Raw genomic sequence first — 20,544 nt, 5'->3', positions numbered from 1 at the left:
GGAGCCCTTCTTGTTCACCACCCGGCCGACCCTCCAGGGCACCTTCGGCATGGTGTCCTCCACGCACTACCTCGCCTCCCAGTCCGCCATGGCGGTCCTGGAGGACGGAGGCAACGCCTACGACGCCGCCGTCGCCGCGGGCTTCGTCCTGCACGTCGTCGAGCCGCACCTGAACGGCCCGGCCGGCGAGGTGCCGATGATCCTCGCCCCGGCCGGCGGCGAGGTGCGCGTGCTGTGCGGCCAGGGCGTCGCCCCGGCCGGTGCCACCGTCGCGCACTACAGGGACGAACTCGGCCTCGACCTCGTACCCGGCACCGGACCGCTCGCCGCCGCCGTGCCCGGCGCGTTCGACGCCTGGATGCTGCTCCTGAAGGACCACGGCACCAAGACCCTCGCCGACGTTCTCAAGTACGCCGTCGGGTACGCGGAGGACGGGCACGCGCCCGTGGAGCGCGTCGGCGAGACCGTCGAGACGGTCCGCGCACTCTTCGAGACCGAGTGGCCGTCGTCAGCCGAGGTCTACCTCGTCGACGGCAAGGCCCCGCAGCCCGGCGAACTCCTGCGCAACCGGCAGCTCGCCGCCACCTGGAAGCGGCTCATAGCGGAGGCCGAGGAGGCGGGCGGCGCCGGCAGCGCCAACCGTGTGGCCCAGATCGAGGAGGCCCGCCGCGTCTGGCGCGAGGGCTTCATCGCCGAGGCACTGGTCCGCCAGGCCCAGCGGCCCACCATGGACACCAGCGGCGAGCGCCACACCGGAACCCTGACGCTCGCCGATCTCGCCGCCTGGGAAGCGACCTACGAGGCCCCGGCCACGTACGACTGGAACGGCTGGACCCTGTGCAAGGCCGGCGGCTGGAGCCAGGGCCCCGCCTTCCTCCAGCAGCTCGCCCTGCTCCCGCCGGAACTGCCCGCCTACGGGTCGGCCGACTACGTGCACCTCCTCGTAGAGGGCTGCAAGCTCGCCATGGCCGACCGGGAGGCCTGGTACGGCGACGCCCAGGACGTCCCCGTCGACGCGCTGCTCTCCGACCCGTACAACGCCGCACGCCGCGCCCTCGTCGACCCGGAGAAGGCCTCGCACGAGCTGCGCCCCGGCAGCCCGCTCGGCGCCGAGCCGCGGCTCAGCGCGCACGCCCACGCGGTCGCGTCCGGCGAGGCCGGCTTCGACGCCATGGGGGTCGCGGGCGCCGGTGAGCCGACCGTGCAGAAGAACGGCGGGACCCGCGGCGACACCTGCCACCTCGACATCGTCGACCGCTGGGGCAACATGGTCGCGGCCACCCCCTCGGGCGGCTGGCTCCAGTCCAACCCCGTCGTGCCCGAGCTCGGCTTCCCGCTCGGTACGCGCCTGCAGATGGCCTGGCTCGACGAGGACCTGCCCAACTCGCTCACCCCCGGCCGCCGCCCCCGTACCACGCTCACCCCGTCCCTCGCCCTGAAGGACGGCGTCCCGGTCATGGCCTTCGGTACGCCCGGCGGCGACCAGCAGGACCAGTGGCAGGTGCACTTCTTCCTCGCCGTCGCGCTGCGCGCCTCGGTCCGGGGCGGGCTCGACCTCCAGGGCGCCATCGACGCCCCGAACTGGCACAACGACTCGTTCCCCGGCTCCTTCTTCCCGCGCGGCATGCGGCCGGGATCGGTGACCGTGGAGTCGCGCATGGACGAGGACGTCGTCGCCGAGCTGCGCCGCCGTGGTCACGAGGTGACCGTGGGTGACGCCTGGTCCGAGGGCCGGTTGTGCGCCGTCGCCCGCGACCCGCGCACCGGCGTCCTGTCGGCGGCGGCGAACCCGCGCGGCATGCAGGGATACGCCGTCGGCCGCTGACCGACCGGCCGCACAAGGGGTGGAACCGCCGATTTCCCTGCGATTCCACCCCTTGTTCACCTGCTCGGTGCGCATTGTCAGTGGGGCGTGGTCTCATGGAGGCATGATCGAAACCACGACAGAGAGCATCGACGACTTTCTGACCAGCAAGGTGACCGACGAGCTCGTCCGCGACGTGGAGCGCATCGTGCGCGCCGCGGCCGCCGCCGAGATCACCCCCCGCTTCCGGCAGCTCGCCGCGCACGAGATCCAGCAGAAGAGCGCCCCGCACGACCTGGTGACCGTCGCCGACCGGCGCGCGGAGGAGTACCTCACGCGCGAGCTGGCCGCCGTGCTGCCCGGCGCGGTCGTCGTCGGCGAGGAGGCCGTCGCCGCCGACCCGACGACGTACGAGGCGATACGCGGCGCGGGCCCGGTCTGGATCGTCGACCCGGTCGACGGCACCCGCCAGTTCGTCCACGGCGACCCCGGCTTCTGCACCCTCGTCGCCCTCACCCTCGACGGCGTCGTGCTGGCCTCCTGGACCTGGGCGCCCGCCCTCGACGAGTTCGCCGTCGCCGTACGCGGCAGGGGAGCGACCCTCAACGGCCGGGCGCTGCACGCCGGTTCGCCCGAGCCGGGCACCGACCTGCGGATCGCCACCTCGCACCCCGACTACACGACCGACGATCAAAAGCGCGCCCTGACGGGCCTGTGGACGGACGGTGTCGCCCCGCGCCCCTGTGGCTCGGCGGGCCTGGAGTACCTGGCCGTCGCGCGCGGCGCGGTCGACGCCGTCGCGTTCAGCTGGGAGCTGGCCTGGGACCACGCGGCAGGACTGCTCCTGGTCGAGGAGGCGGGCGGCGCCCACCTCACGCGCACGGGCGAGCCGTTCCGGATCACCGGGGGCAACGCGCTGCCGTTCACCGCGGCCCGGGACCCGAGGGCCGCGGAGCGGGTGCGGGGGCTGCTGGCGGGGCCGGGCGCAGTCTGATCTGCAGGCCGCAGGGCCCCTGGGCCACGGAGTGGAAGCGCACATCGGTGACCTCGTAGCTGCCGACCGCGCCCACCTGCGGCCATCGGTCGGGCTCCCGGGGCAGGTGCCCCATGTCCACGAAGGCGGGCAGCGGCAGTTCCGGGCCCAGATCGACGAAGAGGCCGGTGATGCCCGGCCCCCACGGCAGTACGGAGACCGTGCCGGTCAGCCGGGTGCCGTTCGGCAGCGGCCCTGTGGGACGGGGCGTGAAGTGCCGGTCGCTGCGGGCCTTCCCCCAGGCCCGCTCGAAGTCGCCCTCGGTGACCTCGGCGCCCCCCTCGGCGGTACGCGCGGTGGGCGCCCCGTACATGTCCTCGTACAGCGCCATGCCCAGGAGCCCGAACCGGCCCGCCAACCAGGACAGTTCGGCCCGTGACGACGCCACCACGGCCGCGCCCCACGGCGCCGGGGCCAGCGGTTCGGGCGGCATCGCGGCCGGCCGCTCCGCGTCGAACACCGCCTCGCGCAGCACCACCCCGGCATCGCCCACTTCGCGCCACGACGTCAGAGACCCTTCGGCGGTCCGGAACCAGTACGTCATCCGCCGCACGCTACCCGGACCCCGGCGTTGTCGGTGCCCCGGCATATCCTGTGCGGGCAGTGGCCATCGGCTGACGAAGGAGTCCGAAGGTGCCGTCGATGCTCGACGCCGTCGTGGTGGGTGCGGGGCCCAACGGGCTGACCGCTGCCGTCGAACTGGCCAGACGGGGCTTCTCCGTGGCCGTGTTCGAGGCCAAGGACACCATCGGCGGCGGCGCCCGCACCGAGGAGCTGACACTGCCCGGCTTCCGCCACGACCCGTGCTCGGCCGCCCACCCGTTGGGCATCAACTCCCCGGCGTTCCGCGCCCTGCCCCTGGAGCGGTACGGCCTGGAGTGGGTGCACGCCGAGCTGCCGATGGCGCACCCGTTCCCCGACGGCAGCGCCGCCGTGCTGTCCCGCTCCGTCGCCGAGACCGCCGCCTCCTTCGGGCCGCGCGACGCGGGCACGTACCGCCGGCTGGTCGAGCCGCTGCTGCCGCACTGGGACACCCTCGTGCGCGACTTCATGTCGCTGCCGCTCAGCGCGCTGCCCCGCGACCCGGTCACCCTCGCCCGGTTCGGCCTCGTCGGCCTGCCACCCTCGACGCTGCTGACCCGCCGCTTCCGCGACGAGAAGGCGCCCGCCCTCATCGCGGGCCTCGTCGCCCACGTCATCGCGCCGCTCGGCGGGTTCGCGACGTCCGCCATCGGCCTCGTCTTCGCGCTCGCCGCCCACGCGCGCGGGTGGCCGATCGCCCGCGGCGGCTCCCAGTCCGTCTCCGACGCGCTCGCCGCGTACCTGAAGGACCTGGGCGGCGCGATCCACACCGACTACGAGGTGAAGCGGCTCGACGACCTGCCGCCCGCCCGCGCGTACGTCTTCGACACCTCGCCCGCCGCCCTCGCCAGGATCGCGGGCCTGGGCCGCTACTACGACCGGTTCCGGTACGGATCGAGCGTCTTCAAGGTCGACTACGCGCTCGACGGTCCCGTGCCGTGGACCGCGAAGGAGGCCCGCGCGGCCGGGACCGTCCAGGTCGGCCCCTACCGCGGCGACATCGACAAGGCCCTGCGCGCCGCCTCGCGCGAGGGCCGGGCGCCCGACGAGCCGTTCCTGATCACCGTGCAGCCCAGCCTCTTCGACCCCACGCGCGCGCCCGCGGGCAAGCACACGTTCTGGGCGTACGGACACGTGCCCAGCGGCTGGGACGGCGATCTGACGGACGCGATCGAGCGTCAACTGGAGCGGTTCGCCCCGGGGTTCAGGGACCTCGTGCTCGCGCGCGCGACCGCAGGGCCGCGCGAGCTGGCCGCGCGCAACGCCAACTACGTGGGCGGTGACATCGCCGCGGGCGCGGCGAGCGGGCTCCAGTTGCTGCTGCGCCCCAAGCTGTCGCTGTCCCCGTACACCACCCCGCACCCCGCCGTCTTCATCTGCTCGTCGGCGTCCCCGCCCGGCCCCGGCGTCCACGGCATGTCGGGGCACAACGCGGCGAAGGCCGTGTGGAAGCGACTGAGGGCGGCGTCATGAGCACGGACAAGGGGCCCCGGCTCGTCCTCGTCCAGGGCGACATCACCGAGCAGCACGTCGACGCCGTCGTGAACGCGGCGAACTCGTCGCTGCTCGGCGGCGGGGGAGTGGACGGCGCCATCCACCGGCGCGGCGGCCCCGAAATCCTCGCCGAGTGCCGGAAGTTGCGGGCCTCCCACTACGGGAAGGGGCTCGCCACCGGGCGCGCGGTCGCCACCACGGCCGGGCTGCTCCCGGCCACGTACGTCATCCACACGGTGGGCCCCCGCTGGTCCGAGACCGAGGACCGCTCCGGGCTGCTCGCGTCCTGCTACCGGGAGTCGCTCAAGGTGGCCGAGGAGCTGCACGCGCGCACCGTGGCGTTCCCGGCGATCTCCACCGGGATCTACGGCTGGCCGCTGGAGGACGGGGCGCGGATCGCCGTCGAGACCGTGCGCGCGGTCCCGCCCGGCGTCGTCGAGGAAGTGCGCTTCGTGGTGTTCGACGAGCGGGCCCGGCAGGCGTTCGCCCGGTTCGTGGACTGAGCGGACCGCCCTGGGGGCAGGCCCGACGTTGATGTCGGATTCCCGCCAGCCACCCCGCTCACCATGCCCGATGCTGGAGGCATGCCCACCGAACAGGCACCAGGCCACCGCACCGGGACCACCGCCATGTACACCGACTTCGAGCGGTGCGTGCGCGCGGTGCAGGCCAAGGACTCGCGGTTCGACGGGGTGTTCTTCACCGCCGTCACCACCACCCGCATCTACTGCCGCCCCGGCTGCCCGGTCGTGCCGCCCAAGCCGCGGAACATGACCTTCTACCCGAGCGCCGCCGCCTGCCAGCAGGCCGGATTCCGCGCCTGCAAGCGGTGCAGGCCCGACACCAGCCCCGGCTCCCCGGAGTGGAACCAGCGCGCCGACCTCACCGCCCGCGCCATGCGGCTCATCGGCGACGGGGTCGTGGACCGCGAGGGCGTCCCCGGACTCGCCCGGCGGCTCGGCTACAGCGAGCGCCAGATCGAACGGCAGCTCCTCGCCGAACTCGGCGCGGGCCCCCTCGCGCTCGCCCGCGCCCAGCGCGCCCAGACCGCCCGGCTGCTCGTCGAGACGACCGGGCTGCCCATGGCCGACATCGCGTTCGCCGCCGGCTTCTCGTCCATCCGCACCTTCAACGACACCGTCCGCGAGGTCTACGCCCTCACCCCCAGCGACCTGCGCACCCGCGCACCCCAGGGGCGGACCAGCACCCCGGGGACGCTCACCCTGCGCCTGCCGTTCCGCAAGCCCCTCAACCCCGACAACCTCTTCGGCCATCTCGCCGCCACCGGCGTGCCGGGTGTCGAGGAGTGGCGCGACGGGGCGTACCGGCGCACCCTGCGGCTGCCGTACGGGCACGGCATCGTGAGCCTGACGCCCGGCGCCGACTTCATCGGCTGCCGGCTCGTCCTCACCGACCAGCGCGACCTCACCGTCGCCATCAGCCGCTGCCGCCGGATGCTGGACCTCGACGCCGACCCGGTCGCGATCGACGACCGGTTGCGCACCGACCCGCTGCTCGCGCCGCTCGTCGACAAGGCGCCCGGCCGCCGGGTGCCGCGCACCGTCGACGAGGCCGAGTTCGCCGTCCGCGCCGTGCTCGGGCAGCAGGTCTCCACGGCCGCGGCCCGCACCCACGCCGCCCGCCTCGTCCTCGCCCACGGCGACCCGGTCGAGGACCCGGAGGGCGGACTCACCCACCTCTTCCCGACCCCGCAGTCCCTCGCCTCGCTCGACCCGGAGTCCCTCGCGCTGCCCGGCAGCCGCCGCACCACGCTCCTCACCCTCGTACGGCGACTGGCCGACGGGGAGCTGACGCTGGGCCCAGAGTCCGACTGGGAGGAGGCCCGTGCCCGGCTCGCGGAACTGCCCGGATTCGGGCCCTGGACCATCGAGGCCATCGCCATGCGCGGTCTCGGCGACCCGGACGCCTTCCTGCCCACCGACCTCGGAATGCGGCGCGCCGCACAGGAGTTGGGCCTGCCCCACACTCCGGCCGCGCTCACCGCGCGGGCCGCGGCCTGGCGCCCCTGGCGGGCGTACGCGACCCAGTACCTGTGGGCCACCGACGCCCATCCGATCAATTTCCTCCCCGCGTAAGGGATCTACGCCATGTCACCCGTCATCGTGCACACCGTCATCGACAGCCCGTACGGCCCGCTCACCCTCGTCGCCACCGACGGCGTCCTCAGCGGCCTCTACATGACAGGACAGCGCCACCGGCCCGCCGAGGAGACCTTCGGCGCCCGTGACGAGCGCCCCTTCGGAGCCGTCATCGACCAGCTGAACACCTATTTCCAGGGCGAGTTGACGGAGTTCGACCTGCCGCTCGACCTGCACGGCACGCCGTTCCAGCGCTCCGTGTGGGCGCAGCTGCGGCGGATCCCGTACGGCGAGACCCGCACCTACGGTGAACTCGCCGAGGCCCTCGGCAAACCGAACGCCTCCCGTGCCGTCGGCCTCGCCAACGGCAAGAACCCCGTCGGCGTCATCGTCCCCTGCCACCGCGTCATCGGCGCGGGCGGCGACCTGACCGGCTACGGCGGCGGCCTCGACCGCAAGCGCAGGCTGCTCGACTTCGAGCGGGGCGCGGCCCTGTTCTCCTAGGCTGGGCTCCGTGATGACGGCGGACGACGTACTCGACGTGCTGGCCCTGCTGCGCCGGGCCGGCGCCGAGGTCTGGATCGGTGGCGGGTGGGGGATCGACGCGCTCGTCGGCGAGCAGACCCGGGAGCACCACGACGTGGATCTGATGCACCGGCAGGAGCAGGAACCCGCCGTCGTGGCCGCCCTCGCGGCGGCCGGGTTCACGGAGAGCCTGGACTGGCGGCCCGTCCGGTTCGCCGTCACCGGCCCCGGCGGACGCGAGATCGATCTGCATCCACTCGTCTTCGCCGCCGACGGCTCGGCCCGTCAGGCGTCTCCCGACCCCGAGCGGCCCTTCGCCTACCCGGCCGCGTGCTTCGTGACCGGCACCATCGCTGGGGCCCCGGTCCCGTGCCTCTCGGTCGAGCAGCAGGTGTCCTTCCACCAGGGGTACGCGCCGCGGGACCGCGACCTGCACGACATGGCGCAACTGCGCCGCGCGTTCGGCATCGCCACTCACTTCTGAGGCGCGGCCAGCTCCCCGAGCAGCCGGGGCAGGGCCGTCCCGATCGGCTCGCGCACGATCTCGTCGGCCATGTCGTCGTACGGCGTCGGCTCCGCGTTCACCACGACGAGCCGGGCGCCGTGCTCGGCCGCGAGACCGGCCAGGCCCGCCGCGGGCTGCACCTGGAGCGAGGAGCCGACCGCGAAGAACACCTCGCACGCCTTGGTGATCGAGACGGCCTCACCGAGCACCATCGGGTCGAGGCGCTCGCCGAACATCACCGTCGTCGACTTGAGGATGCCGCCGCAGATCTCGCACGCAGGATCGTCCTCGCCCGCGTCCACGCGCGCGATGGCCGCCTCCATCGGACCGCGCTCCCCGCACTGCGTGCACAGGAACTGCCGGGCGGAACCGTGCAGTTCGAGCACCTTGCGGGCGGGCACCCCGGCGAGCTGGTGCAGCCCGTCGACGTTCTGCGTGATGACCCGGACCGGGACGCCCGAGCGGTCGAGGTCCGCGATCGCGCGGTGCGCCGCGTTCGGCTCCGCCGTCAGTGTGCGGTTGCGCCGCCGTACCTGCCAGGCACGGCGGCGGATCTCCGGGTCGTTCATGTAGTACTCGTACGTGACGAGCTTCTCGGCGTCGGGATCCTTGCGCCACACCCCGTTCGGCCCGCGGTAGTCGGGGATGCCCGAGTCGGTGCTGATGCCCGCACCGGTGAGGATCGCGACCAGCGGCTTCGAGGAGGACGTCGTCATGACCCGAGCGTAGGTCAGCCGGTGGCCTCGGCGTCCACCGGTTTCGGGATGAGCATCGACGCGAACAGGGCCGCGACGATCAGCACCAGACCGGCGACGACACCCGCGCTGTACCCGCCGACCGACGTGGCACCGGACGGGGCGACGGCGTCCATGGCCGCGTACAGGACCACGAAGCTGAGGCCCGCGCCCAGATTGAAGCAGCCCGCGTTCAGACCCGGCAGGAAGCCCGGGTTCTCGTGCGGGGAGAGCAGGATGCCGAGGCCGTTGAGCATGATGTTGACCGTGCCCGCGTACGTCACACCGAGCAGGATCGACACCGCGAGGAGCAGGCCGCGCGAGTCCGTCTGGAGCGTGATGAGGGCGAGGACCGTGGTGGCCGCGGTGAGGACGAGGCCGATGCGCAGGATCCGGCCGTAGCCGACGCTCGCCGCGAGCCGCCCGGAGAGCGGACCCATGGCGAGCCCCGCCAGCGCGTACGGCGTCAGCGTCCACCAGGTCGCACCCTCGGCGCCGAGCGAGAGCCCGACGGAGGTGTCCTGGGCGAAGCCCGGCAGCAGCCCGTTCATGATCGCGAAGACGCCGGTCATGGTGAGCATCGTCGAGAGCAGGATCGACCAGGTCGCCCGGCGCTTGAGCAGATGCGTGGTGACCAGCGGATGGGCCGAGCGGGTCTCCGCGCGCCAGAACGCCCAGAAGGCGACCGCGGCCACCACGAGCAGGATCGCGGTCAGCGCCCAGTTCGCGTCGGCCAGCTTGCCCGCCTCGTTGAACGCGATCAGCAGCGCGCCGACCGAGACGACGAGCAGGACGACGCCCGGCCAGTCCATCCGCGGCCGCTCGTCGGCCCGCGACTCGGGGGCGAGGAAGTGCACGCACAGGGCCGCGAGGGCGGCGAAGCCCGTCATCACCCAGAAGATCGAGGCGAAGCCGTGGTGCTCGGCGAGCCAGCCGCCCGCGAACGAGTCGACGCCCGCGATACCGCCGTTCACGGCCGTGACGATGCCGAGGAGCACGCCGTACTTCTTCGGGTCCGGGACCTGCACGCGCAGCATGATCAGCGCGAGCGGGATCGTCGGGCCCGAGGCGCCCTGGATGACGCGGCCGACGGCGAGCGTTCCGACGTTCGTGGCGAGCGCGGCGATGACACAGCCGACGGCCATCAGGGCCATCATCCCGGTCAGCACCTTGCGGCGGCCGATGAGGTCGCCCAGGCGCGGCAGGAACAGCGAGAAGAGCGCGGCGGCCGTGAAGAACGCCGTCTGCGTGAAGCTGATCTTCGTGGCCGTGGTGTCCAGCTCGGTCGCCATCGTGGCGAGCGCGGGGCTGAGCATCGAGGCGTTGAGCTGGAAGGCGAAGCTGGCGGCGAGCAGCGCGACCATCAGGGCGCCGACCTTGGCGGTGCCGCTCGTGCGGGCGTCACCGGCCGGGGTGTGGGGGGAGGCGGAGACGTTCATACGGTGGGAGCTCCGGTTTCTCCAGGCTCTCCGATACGGACGAGAGCGTCGACCACGAGATCCCAGAATCGTTCGTGGTCCAGGTCCACCGCGACCTGGGTGTGGCAGTCGGCGGGCGCCGGCGAGCGCAGGTCCGTCACGGTCATCCCGAGCGTGAGCGCGCCGCGCAGTTCGATGTCGACGGGCGCCTTGCGTACGGTCATGACGCCCGGGTCGATGACGTACGCGACCGCGCACGGGTCGTGCACCGGAGGGTGCTCGAAGCCCTGGTTCTCGCGGTAGGCCGCGCGGAAGAAGTCGAGCAGTTCGAGAACGAAGGCGGCCGGCGCGGTGCCGACGGCCCTGATCTTCTCCTCGACGGCGGGGGTCGCGAGGGCCTGGTGGGTGAGGTCGAGGCCGACCATGGTCAGCGGCCACTTCTCGTGGAAGACGATGTGGGCGGCCTCGGGGTCGATCACGATGTTGAACTCGGCGACAGGGCTCCAGTTGCCCTCGTGGTAGCCGCCGCCCATCAGCACGACCTCGCGGACCCGCTCGACGATCCGGGGCTCCTTGCGGGCGGCCAGCGCGATGTTCGTCAGGCCCGCCGTCGGGACGATGGTGATCTCGCCCGGCGCGTGGGACATCACCGTGTCGATGATGAGGTCGACGGCGTGCCGCCGGTCCAGCTCGAAGGCCGGGGCGGGCAGGTCCGGACCGTCCAGGCCGGTCTCGCCGTGGATCTCCGGCGCGGTCTCGATCTCCCGGACCAGGGGCCGCGGGCAGCCGGCCGCGAACGGCACCCCGGTGATCCCGGCGATGGCGGCGACCGACAGGGCGTTGCGCGTCACCTTCTCCAGGGTCTGGTTGCCGACGACGGTGGTCACCGCGACCAGGTCGATGTCCGGGTTGCCGTGCGCGAGCAGCATCGCGACGGCGTCGTCGTGTCCCGGGTCGCAGTCGAGGATGATCTTCCTGGCCAACGCTTCGAGCCCCTTTGCTCCGTTGGGAAAAACTGTCCACGGAAAGCTCACCCCGCGCCACACGAGTTGTCAACGCGCGTAGATATCCAAGATCGAGTGAGTTGTTCTTGTAGGGATCTCCGAAGAGCGTCGCTCAGGCGACCGGCACGCCGTTCTCCAGCTCGGCCGCCCCCGCACCGCTGCGGACCACGTCGAGCGCGGCGCTCACCCGGCGGCCCAGTGCCCCCGGCAGATGGGCGGCCAGCTCGTCGTCGGCCACGAACCGCCAGGACAGCAGCTCCTCCTCCTGCAACCGGATCGCCGCGATCCGCTCGGCCGGGAGCACCCCGCCGTCGTACAGGTACGCCACGAGCGGCGGGCGGCCCGTCCCGATCACCCAGTCCACGGCCAGCAGCCGGCCCGGTTCGATGTCGAGGCCGATCTCCTCCAGGGTCTCGCGGCGTGCGCCCTGCCGCGGGCTCTCGCCGGCGTCCGACTCCACGGTCCCGCCGGGCAGCGCCCAGCCGTCCCGGTAGTTCGGCTCGACCAGCAGGACGCGTCCCTCGCCGTCGCGGAACAGCACGGCGGCACCGGCCAGGACGCGGGGGAGGCTTGCGATGTAGGTGGCGTAGTCAAGGGTGGTCATCGGCCCACTGTAGGACGCGCGGCGGCTCAGCCCGGCCCGGTTCCGGTCAGCTCCCGCAGCCGCCGGTCCGTCGGGCTGCCCGGCGCCGCGAAGTGGCACACCACGCTGAGATGCGGCGCCTCTGCCACGGCGAGCCGTACGTACGTCAACTCCACGTCGCCCAGCGCCTGATGACGGAACCGGCGGACCGACGACCGGAACTCCGTCACGTCGTGGGCGGCCCACAGCCGGGCGAACTCGGCGCTGCTGTCGAGGAGTTCGGTGACCAGCTCGGTGAAGCGCGCACGGCCCGTCTCGTACGCCGCCTGCTGGCGCAGCAGTCCGACCAGCCAGCGGGCCTCCGCGTCCCAATCGGCCAGCGCCGCCCGGACCTCGGGCGCCCGGAACAGCTGCCACACCGTGTTGCGTTCGCGTGCGGGGCGCTCCAGGAGCGGACCGAGCAGCACGGCGTGCGCCCGGTTCCAGGCCAGGATGTCGAAGCAGCGGTCGATGACGAACGCGGGACTCGGATCGAGCCGGTCCAGGAACTCCCGCAGCCCGTCCGGTAGTCCGGCCGCCTGCCCGCGCGACGGTTCGGGCAGCTCCGCGAGCCGGTACAGATGCGCGCGCTCCACCTCGTCGAGCCGCAGCACCGTCGCGAGCGCCGACAGGATCTGCTCCGACACGTTGATGTCGCGGCCCTGCTCCAGCCAGGTGTACCAGGTCAGACTCACCCCGGACAGCAGGGAGACCTCCTCGCGGCGCAGGCCGGGGGTGCGCCGCCGGCCGCTGCTCGGCAGGCCGGTCGACGCGGGGTCGGCGCGCTCGCGCCGGGAGCGCAGGAAGGCGCCGAGTTCCTTGCGGCTGTGCTCGTTCAGGAGATCCCCCGGGGCGTGCGGTGTCCGGTACGGGTGCCGACAGCACTAGGAAGAATGCCACTCTGCCTCGCGGCGGCGGCCGGGCGCAGGGTGAGAAGCACCCCGACCCGCCCACCCCGGAAGGCCCGTCATGCCCGACACCAGCCCCGACACCCGCACCGCGTCCCGCACCGTCCTGATCACCGGCGCCACCGGCGGCGTGGGCCGCCCCCTCGCCCGGCGGCTGCTTCAGGACGGCTGGCGTGTGCACACCGCGTACCGCAGGCCCGCCGACGCCGAGGAACTCGCCGCCGAGGGGTTCCTCCCCGTCGCCCTCGACCTCACCGACGAGGAGTCCGTCACGGCCGCCGCCGACACCGTCGGGCCGCGCCTCGACGCGCTCGTCAACTGCGCCGGCATCGTCGTCCAGGGCCCCCTCGAACTCGTCCCCGGACCCGAACTGCGCCGCCAGCTCGACGTGAACGTCCTCGGCCAGCTCTCCGTCACGCGCGCCGTGCTGCCCGCCCTTCGGGCCTCCGGCGGCGGCCGCATCGTCAACGTCGGAGCCGTCACGTCCCTCGTGTCCGTTCCGTTCGCGGGGCCCGTCGCCGCGTCCAAGGCCGCGTTCGCCTCGCTCAACGACGCCCTGCGCATGGAGCTGCGCCCGCAGGGCGTCACCGTCTCGCTCGTGCTGCCCGGCGCCATGGACACCGAGGTCTTCGCCAAGGCGGACAAGGCGATGGCCGACGTCGGCTGGGTCGGCTCGCCCGGTACCCAGCACCACTACGCCCGCGCCCTGGAGGAGTTCCGCAAGGCGTCCGCCCGTATGAAGCCGGGCCCCGTCGCTCCGGCGGTCGACGCGATCCACAAGGCCCTCACCGCTCGCCGGCCCGCGGCGCGCTACATCACCGGCCGCGACGGCCGCGCCGTCGCCGCCCTGCGCTTCCTGCCGACGGGGCTGCGGGACGGTCTGCTGAGCCGAGCGGTGGGGCTGGGGCCGAAGGCCTTCGCGCCGAAGTAGCCGGGAGGGCGGGCCGGGCGCCGTCGTCCCGGGCGCCCTCAGAGCTCCGTCAACCGCACCGTGCGCTCGGCCAGTTCACTGATCCGTACCCCGTCGAAGCCGAACACCGCGCTGCGTACCCGGTCCTCCAGCGGGTCCGTCCACTGGGCGGGGATCGCCGACGCGCCGCACAACACACCGGCCACCGAACCGGCCGTCGCGCCGTTGGAGTCCGTGTCGAGGCCGCCGCGCACCGTGAGGGTCACGGTGCGAGTGAAGTCGCCGTCCCCGTACAGGAGTCCGGCCGTGATCACCGCGGCGTTCGGGACGGTGTGGATCCAGCCCAGGCCGCCCGTCTCCTCCTCGACCGTGGCGAGCGTGTCCTCCCAGCTCAGGCGCGAGTCGTGGAGCGAGATGGTGCGGCGTACGACCCGGGCGAGACGGCTGCTCGCCGGGATCACCGTGAGCGCCGCGTCGAGGGCAGCCCGCGGGGTCGGCGCGGTGAACGCCGCCGAGACCAGCGCCGCCGCCCACATCGCCCCGTACACCCCGTTGCCGGTGTGCGACAGGACCGCGTCGCGGCGGGCCAGGGAGGCGGCGCGGCGCGGCACCCCCGGGCACGACCAGCCGAAGACGTCCGCGCGGATCAGCGCGCCGATCCACTCCTGGTACGGGTTGTCGTACGTCGCCGTGAGCGGCGGCTTCAGCCCGTTGGCCAGGTTCCGGTACGCGGCGCGCTCCGCCGTGAACGTCTGGAGGTAGGGCAGCCGCAGCAGCCACAGCTCTCCCACCTGTTCCGTCGTGAACGCGAAACCGTGGGTCTCCAGCAGGTGCAGGCCGAGCACCGCGTAGTCCACGTCGTCGTCGCGGCAACTGCCGTGAATGCGGCCCCTGACGCACGCCCGCCACTCGGGGCGCAGCGCCAGCTCCACGTCGTCCGACGGGGGTTCGGGCAGATAGTCGGTCAGCGGCAGGGCCTCGGCCTGCCGCAGATAGCGGTCGATGCGGTCGCGCGTCCACACCTCGCCCTGCTCGACCGGCTTGCCGAGCATGTTGCCGGCGATCCGGCCGAGCCAGCCGCCGAGCACACGGTCGGCGAGGACGCGTTCGGTGAGCTGGGGGCTCGTTGGCGTCATGAATCCGGTCTACCCGTTTCCCGACATCAACTGTCGTCCTGATTGCGGGACTTGGCCGCGCGGCGGTGCAGCCGGTGATGGCGTGCGGCGCCCGGGGCCTGCTCGGTGATCGCGTCCCCGACCATCGTCCGTACCGCGTCCCGCAGCCCGTGCAGCGCGTGCCCGCGAGCCGGGCCCGCCCCCGGGTCCTCGCGCAGCTCCTTCAACAGCGCCCAGCACAGGGCCAGCATCACCACGACGAAGGGCAGGGCGACCAGGATCGTCGCGCTCTGCAGCGAGTCCAGGCCGCCCGCCACGAGCAGCACCGCCGCGACCGCCGCCATCAGCACACCCCACGTCACGACCAGCCAGGTCCGCGGGTGCAGCGCGCCCCGGCTGGTGAGCGAACCCATCACCAGGGACGCCGAGTCGGCGCTCGTGACGAAGTACGTCATCACCAGGATCATCGCCACCCACGACGTGATCGTGCCGAGCGGCAGCGCGTCCAGCATCGCGAACAGCGACGCCTCCGCGCCCTCGTGCACCTTCGCCGCCATGTCGACCTTGCCGGTGAAGTCGAGGCGGATGCCGGTGCCGCCCATCACGCAGAACCAGACCACCGTCGCCCCGCTCGGCACCAGCAGCACCCCGACCAGGAACTCCCGGATCCGGCGGCCGCGCGAGATCCGCGCGATGAACGTGCCCACGAACGGCGCCCAGGACAGCCACCACGCCCAGTAGAAGATCGTCCACGCGCCCAGCCACTCCGGGTCGGTGAACGCGCCCGTGCGCGACGCCATCGGCAGCAGCTCGTGCAGATAGCCGCCGACGCTCGCCGGGATCGCGTCGAGGATGTACACCGTCGGACCCAGCACGAAGACGAACACCATCAGGCAGGCCGCGAGCACGATGTTCAGGGTGCTCAGCCACTTCACGCCCTTGTGCAGCCCGGAGAAGGCGGAGCAGACGAAGGCGGCGCCCAGCGCGACGATGATGACCAGCTGGAGCGTGGTCGTGTTGGCGGCGCCCGTCGTCAGGTTCAGGCCCGTGGCCACCTGGAGCGCGCCCACGCCCAGGCTCGTCGCCGTGCCGAACACGGTCGCGAACACCGCGAGGAGGTCGATGATCCGGCCCGGCCAGCCCTGCGCCCTGCGCTCGCCGATGAGCGGCACGAACACCGAACTCAGCCGGTTGCCGCGGCCCTTGCGGAAGCCGGCGTACGCGAGGGCGAGGCCGGCGATGCCGTAGATCGCCCACGGGGTGAGCGTCCAGTGGAAGAAGGAGTACTCCATCGCCACCAGCGCCGCGCCGCCCGTGCGCGGCTGGGCGCCGCTCGCCGGGGGCGGGTCGAGGTAGTGGGTGAGCGGTTCCCCGACCCCGTAGAACATCAGGCCGATGCCCATGCCCGCGCTGAACATCATCGCGATCCAGGCGAGGTTGGTGAACTCCGGCTCGTCGTCGTCGCGGCCGAGCCTGATCCGGCCGAACCGGCTGACCGCCAGCACCAGGCACAGGACGAGGAAGACATCGGCGGCGACCACGAACAGCCAGGCGAAGTTGTCCAGGACCCAGTTCAGGGCGGTGTCCGAGGCGCGATCGAAGGAGTCCTTGCCGAGTGAGGCCCAGGCGACCACCGCGAGGACCACGACGACGCCGATGCCGACGACGGTGAGGTCGGGGGCGTCCGCGTCACCGCCGGAGTCCTGAGGCGGGGGCTCGGGGGTCGGCTGATCGATCGTTTCCGTGCTCATGACGCCCCACTATGGCCGGTAATAGCCGGATATAAGCGACGGGCGCGCCGTCCCGCCGACCGGACGACCATGGGCAGGGGCCCCCTCCTGCGGTTATGGTCGCAGCGGCGCGACTGCCTTGACGCGAGCAAGGCCCGAACAGCAAGGGGAGAGCAAGGTGGCGGACGCTGCACAGGCCGCGCGGCACGTGTTGATCGCGGCGGACAAGTTCAAGGGCTCGCTCACCGCGGTGCAGGTCGCACAGCGTGTGACGGCAGGTCTTCGCCGGGTGGCGCCGGACGACGTGACCATCGAGGCCGTACCGGTCGCGGACGGCGGCGACGGCACCGTCGCGGCGGCGGTCGCGGCCGGGTTCGAGCGGCGCGAGGCCCGGGTCACCGGGCCCGTCGGCGAGCCGGTCACCGCGGCGTGGGCGCTGCGCGACGGCACGGCCGTGGTCGAGATGGCGGAGGCGTCCGGGCTCCAGTTGCTGCCCGAGGGCGCGTTCGCGCCGCTGACCTCGACGACGTACGGCTCGGGCGAGGTCATCGCGGCAGCGCTCGACGCGGGCGCGCGCTCCATCGTCTTCGGTGTCGGCGGCAGCGCCACGACGGACGGCGGCGCGGGCATGCTGGCCGCGCTCGGCGCCCGGTTCCTGGACGCGGACGGGGCGCCGGTCGGCCCCGGCGGCGGGGCGCTCGCCGCGCTCGCCTGCGCCGACCTCTCCGGGCTCGACCCGCGCCTCGCAGACGTGGAGATCGTCCTCGCCAGCGACGTCGACAACCCGCTGACCGGGCCGAAGGGCGCGCCCGCCGTGTACGGCCCGCAGAAGGGGGCCTCGCCCGAGGACGTCGCCGAACTGGACGCCGCGCTCGGGCACTACGCGAAGGTGCTGTCGCAGTCCATCGGGGCGAAGGCGCTGGAGTACGCCGAGTCGCCCGGAGCGGGTGCCGCCGGCGGTATCGGGTACGGGGCGCTCGTCGGTCTCGGCGCGAGCTTCCGGCCCGGGATCGAGGTCATGCTCGACGTCCTCGGGTTCGCGCCCGCGCTCGCCAGGGCCACGCTGGTGATCACCGGTGAGGGATCGCTCGACGAGCAGACCCTGCACGGCAAGGCCCCGGCCGGGGTCGCCGCCGCGGCGCGCGCCGCGGGGATCGAGGTCGTCGCGGTCTGCGGCCGGCTGGCCCTGGCGCCGGAGGCGCTCGGGCGGGCCGGGATCCGTCGCGCGTACCCCCTTACGGAGATCGAGCCCGATGTGGCGCGCTGCATCGCCGAGGCGGGCCCGATCCTGGAGGACGTGGCAGAGCGGATCGCCGGGGACTTCCTGGTGTGACCCGGCGCGCGGTCTCGCCGTAGCCCCGATGGTTCGAGTGGGCGGGTGCGGCTCTCGTCGTGGCCGGTCGCGCCCACGCGGCGGAGCCGCACAGCGATGCGGCCCCGCGCCCCTGAAGGCATGCGCTGCGCGCAGCCTTCCCGCCGGGCCGCCCCTGAGACGCCGCACCGAAGGCGCGCATCCCAGGGGCGCGGGGCGGTGTCCATCAGCGGCTCCGCCGCGGGGCACGACCAGCCCCCACCGAACCCGCACCCGCCCACACGACCGGGCCCTGCGCGGCGAGTCGGCGCACTCGCACGACTGAACCCTGCGCGGCGAACCCGTACCCGCCCACACGACCGAGCCCTGCGCGGGGAACCCGCACCCGCCCGCACGACCGAGCCCTGCGCGGCGAGTCGGCGCACTCGCACGACCGAATCCTCCGCGGCGAACCCGCGCCCGCCCGCACGACCGGGCCCTGCGCGGCGAGTCGGCGCACTCGCACGACCGAATCCTCCGCGGCGAACCGGCGAACCGGCGAACCGGCGAACCGGCGAACCGGCGAACCGGCGAACCGGCGCACCCGCGCGATCAACCCCCCGCGCCCCCGCCCAGAACGCCCCACCACGCCCCGTCGAAGCCCCTCGCACGCCACTTCCCGCCCCGCTCGACCCCCGCTCCGCCCGAACCGCCCGCACGCGCCGGGCGCCCCCTTCACGGCCCGCGCCGGAACCCCTCTGACCTGCGCGAACAGCACGTCGCACGTAAACTGGAACCTGCTAACAACCAGGCAGGGGAGCCCAGTTGAACCGCACTGTCAGAACCACCGAAGACGTCCTGAACCTCCTCGACCGGATCATCGCCGCCGACGCGCGGCCCGGCGACTGGTGGGACCGCTTCTACGCGGACCGGGACCGCGGCGTCCCGTTCTTCGTCGACAAGCCCGACGAGAACCTCACCGCCCACCTCGACAAGGGCCTGATCCCGGCAGGGGCCCGCGTGCTCGACCTGGGCTGCGGTCCCGGCCGCAACGCCGTGCACCTCGCCGCGCTCGGGCACGATGTCGACGCCGTCGACCTGTCGGCCACCGCCCTCGCCTGGGGCGAGGAGCGCGCGGCCGCCGCGGGGATCGCCGTGCGCTTCCACCGGAACAGCATCTTCGACGTGCGGCTCCCGCACGGCAGCTACGACTTGATCTACGACTCGGGGTGTCTGCACCACCTCCCGCCGCACCGCCGCGTCAGCTATCTGGCCCTGCTCGACCGGCTCCTCGCCCCGGGCGGCCACTTCGGCCTCACCTGCTTCGCGGCGGGCGAGATGGGGTCCGAGCGTCCGGACGCCGACGTCTACGACGCGGGGACCGGACTTGAGGGCGGGCTCGCGTTCACCGACGCCGAACTGCGCCACCTCTTCCAGGATCTCGACCCGGTCGAGATCCGGCCGATGGCCGAACAGGACGCGGACTCCCCGACGTTCGGGAAGGCGTTCCTGCTCACCGCTCTGTTCCGGCGGTCAGCCCACTGACGACGACAGCCGGTACGCGTCCAGCGCCAGCGTCATCTCCATCAGGTCCCGGGGCCGCGACAGCGACCGCGCCGTCAACTGCTCCAGCCTGCGCAGCCGGTTGAAGACCGTGTTGCGGTGACAGTAGAGGCGCCCCGCCGCCCGGCCCGCCGAACCCTCGCAGGCCAGCCACGCCTCCAGCGTCTCCAACAGCACGGCGCGGTCGGCCGGTTCGAGGGTGAGGAGCTCGCCGAAGACCCCGGAGACCAGGCGCTGGGCGAGGTCCGGCTGGCTGACGACCAGGGCCGTCGGCATCCGCTCGTCGAGGCGGACGACACCCGTCGCGTCCGGCGGGCAGGTGCGCAGGGCGAGTTCGGCGAGCCGGCGGGCGTGACCCAGCTCGGCGAGTCCGCGCACCACCGGGCTGAGCCCGCCAGGACCCGGGCACCGCCCGTCGAGCAGGGCCGCCACGTCGTCCAGCGCCCGGCCCGCGCCCAGCGCCACCACCCCCACCTCGCAGTCGGCCCGCATCCGCCACACGAACCGGAAGTCCGGGTCCTGGACCCGCCGGTGGAACGCCTCCCGGGCGTCCCGCCGCTCCACCCGCAGCACCACGACCGCGTACGGGCCGTGCTCGGGCAGATCGAGCCCCGCCGCGGCGCGGGCCGCGAGCCCGGGCGCCGGCCGGCCCTCGAGGAGCGCGTCGAGCAGCGCCTGCATCTGCTCGTCGGTACGGCGGCGCAGCTCCAGCTCCGTCGCCCGGTACGCCTCCGACGCCGCCTCCGCCTGCGCGTCCACCGCCGCCCACACCATCGTCGCCGACCGCATCAGGGCCTTCAGCCGCTCGGGCTCGCCCCCGGCGCTCTCCATCAGCGCGTCCCACACCAGATAGCCCGCGTTGCGGTACGCGTGCACGAGCAGATCCAGCGGCAGGCCCTGGCCCGCCCGGCGCCGGCCGGCCTCCTCCGCGTACGCCAGATCCCGGCGCGGCGCGTCCCGGGGAGCCGTGATCGTCTCGACACCGATCCGCATGGCCTCCTCGGCCTCCCGCCACTGGGCGTCGTACGGCAGGACCCGCGCGTACACGTCCGAGTACGCGAACAGCTGCCGCAGATGCTCGTCGACGAGTTCGGGCACCCGGTCGAGCAGCGTGGTGCACGCCTCCCTGAGCAGCTTCCAGTCCTGTCCTGTGCGATGTTTGCGCCCGCCCATCGTCCCTCCCCAACGGCCCGTAAAGCGACGGCAA

General features: G+C 73.4%; 19 protein-coding genes. 10 read left to right on the top strand and 9 right to left on the bottom strand.

From position 1 onward, the window contains the following. Nucleotides 1-10: 10 nt before the first annotated feature. Nucleotides 11-1,825 (top strand): gamma-glutamyltransferase family protein, encoded by a 1,815-nt coding sequence (locus tag J3486_RS07820; RefSeq protein ID WP_207819392.1) that lies wholly within the window; start codon nt 11-13, stop codon nt 1,823-1,825. 103 nt (nt 1,826-1,928) lie between these two features. Then, nucleotides 1,929-2,798, top strand: a complete 870-nt coding sequence (locus tag J3486_RS07815; RefSeq protein ID WP_207819391.1) for an inositol monophosphatase family protein — start codon at nt 1,929-1,931, stop codon at nt 2,796-2,798. Here J3486_RS07815 and J3486_RS07810 read toward each other — a convergent pair. Further along, the gene (locus tag J3486_RS07810; RefSeq protein ID WP_207819390.1) at nt 2,728-3,381 is read right to left on the bottom strand and encodes a hypothetical protein; all 654 of its coding nucleotides are present in this window, start codon (nt 3,379-3,381) and stop codon (nt 2,728-2,730) included. The two genes, J3486_RS07815 and J3486_RS07810, sit on opposite strands and share 71 nt — an antisense overlap. A gap of 98 nt (nt 3,382-3,479) precedes the next feature. Between J3486_RS07810 and J3486_RS07805 the strand changes: the two genes are divergently transcribed. From J3486_RS07805 to J3486_RS07785, 5 genes are all read left to right on the top strand, one after another. Beyond that, entirely contained in the window at nt 3,480-4,892 is a 1,413-nt protein-coding gene (locus J3486_RS07805) for an NAD(P)/FAD-dependent oxidoreductase (protein WP_207819714.1), read from the top strand. Then, a complete protein-coding gene (locus J3486_RS07800) occupies nt 4,889-5,416 on the top strand; it encodes an O-acetyl-ADP-ribose deacetylase (protein ID WP_207819389.1) in 528 nt (175 codons plus the stop codon). Before J3486_RS07805 ends, J3486_RS07800 begins: the two co-directional genes overlap by 4 nt. Before the next feature lie 126 nt (nt 5,417-5,542). Continuing rightward, a complete protein-coding gene (locus J3486_RS07795) occupies nt 5,543-7,009 on the top strand; it encodes an AlkA N-terminal domain-containing protein (RefSeq protein WP_207819713.1) in 1,467 nt (488 codons plus the stop codon). 12 nt (nt 7,010-7,021) lie between these two features. After that, on the top strand, nt 7,022-7,516 hold the full coding sequence (locus J3486_RS07790; protein ID WP_207819388.1) for a methylated-DNA--[protein]-cysteine S-methyltransferase: 495 nt from the start codon (nt 7,022-7,024) through the stop codon (nt 7,514-7,516). 13 nt (nt 7,517-7,529) lie between these two features. Further along, complete coding sequence (locus J3486_RS07785) at nt 7,530-8,021, top strand: nucleotidyltransferase domain-containing protein (RefSeq protein ID WP_207819712.1); 492 nt, start codon at nt 7,530-7,532, stop codon at nt 8,019-8,021. Here J3486_RS07785 and J3486_RS07780 read toward each other — a convergent pair. The 5 genes from J3486_RS07780 to J3486_RS07760 form a co-directional block, all read right to left on the bottom strand. Beyond that, entirely contained in the window at nt 8,012-8,758 is a 747-nt protein-coding gene (locus J3486_RS07780) for a Sir2 family NAD-dependent protein deacetylase (RefSeq protein ID WP_207819386.1), read from the bottom strand. The two genes, J3486_RS07785 and J3486_RS07780, sit on opposite strands and share 10 nt — an antisense overlap. A gap of 14 nt (nt 8,759-8,772) precedes the next feature. Further along, nucleotides 8,773-10,215, bottom strand: coding sequence for an MFS transporter (locus J3486_RS07775; protein WP_207819385.1), 1,443 nt, complete (start codon nt 10,213-10,215; stop codon nt 8,773-8,775). Further along, nucleotides 10,212-11,177: a nucleoside hydrolase gene (locus tag J3486_RS07770; protein ID WP_207819383.1), complete on the bottom strand. Its 966-nt coding sequence runs from the start codon at nt 11,175-11,177 to the stop codon at nt 10,212-10,214. Before J3486_RS07770 ends, J3486_RS07775 begins: the two co-directional genes overlap by 4 nt. A gap of 133 nt (nt 11,178-11,310) precedes the next feature. Then, the gene (locus tag J3486_RS07765; protein WP_207819382.1) at nt 11,311-11,802 is read right to left on the bottom strand and encodes an NUDIX hydrolase; all 492 of its coding nucleotides are present in this window, start codon (nt 11,800-11,802) and stop codon (nt 11,311-11,313) included. A 26-nt stretch (nt 11,803-11,828) separates the two neighbouring features. Next, entirely contained in the window at nt 11,829-12,659 is an 831-nt protein-coding gene (locus J3486_RS07760) for a helix-turn-helix transcriptional regulator (RefSeq protein WP_267878173.1), read from the bottom strand. 130 nt (nt 12,660-12,789) lie between these two features. Here J3486_RS07760 and J3486_RS07755 point away from each other — a divergent pair, with 130 nt between their 5' ends. Continuing rightward, nucleotides 12,790-13,659, top strand: coding sequence for an SDR family NAD(P)-dependent oxidoreductase (locus J3486_RS07755; protein ID WP_207819380.1), 870 nt, complete (start codon nt 12,790-12,792; stop codon nt 13,657-13,659). 38 nt (nt 13,660-13,697) lie between these two features. Here J3486_RS07755 and J3486_RS07750 read toward each other — a convergent pair whose 3' ends face one another. Both J3486_RS07750 and J3486_RS07745 read right to left on the bottom strand, forming a co-directional pair. Next, nucleotides 13,698-14,774 carry an ADP-ribosylglycohydrolase family protein gene (locus tag J3486_RS07750; RefSeq protein ID WP_207819379.1) on the bottom strand — a complete coding sequence of 359 codons (1,077 nt, stop codon included), beginning with the start codon at nt 14,772-14,774 and terminating at the stop codon, nt 13,698-13,700. A gap of 26 nt (nt 14,775-14,800) precedes the next feature. Then, nucleotides 14,801-16,504, bottom strand: a complete 1,704-nt coding sequence (locus J3486_RS07745) for a BCCT family transporter (RefSeq protein WP_207819378.1) — start codon at nt 16,502-16,504, stop codon at nt 14,801-14,803. Between the two features lie 157 nt (nt 16,505-16,661). Between J3486_RS07745 and J3486_RS07740 the strand changes: the two genes are divergently transcribed. Both J3486_RS07740 and J3486_RS07735 read left to right on the top strand, forming a co-directional pair. After that, a complete protein-coding gene (locus J3486_RS07740; RefSeq protein ID WP_207819377.1) occupies nt 16,662-17,816 on the top strand; it encodes a glycerate kinase in 1,155 nt (384 codons plus the stop codon). Nucleotides 17,817-18,599: 783 nt separating this feature from the next. Continuing rightward, nucleotides 18,600-19,319 (top strand): class I SAM-dependent methyltransferase, encoded by a 720-nt coding sequence (locus tag J3486_RS07735; protein ID WP_207819376.1) that lies wholly within the window; start codon nt 18,600-18,602, stop codon nt 19,317-19,319. On the opposite strand, the gene J3486_RS07730 is transcribed toward J3486_RS07735, so the two are convergent. Next, nucleotides 19,308-20,510: a CdaR family transcriptional regulator gene (locus J3486_RS07730; protein WP_207819374.1), complete on the bottom strand. Its 1,203-nt coding sequence runs from the start codon at nt 20,508-20,510 to the stop codon at nt 19,308-19,310. The two genes, J3486_RS07735 and J3486_RS07730, sit on opposite strands and share 12 nt — an antisense overlap. Between the last annotated feature and the right edge of the window lie 34 nt (nt 20,511-20,544).

The sequence above is a fragment of the Streptomyces sp. VRA16 Mangrove soil genome, from assembly GCF_017377775.1.
Lineage (GTDB): Bacteria > Actinomycetota > Actinomycetes > Streptomycetales > Streptomycetaceae > Streptomyces.
Note: the sequence above shows the minus strand (reverse complement) of the source record. Positions and strands in the feature narration are given on the sequence as shown.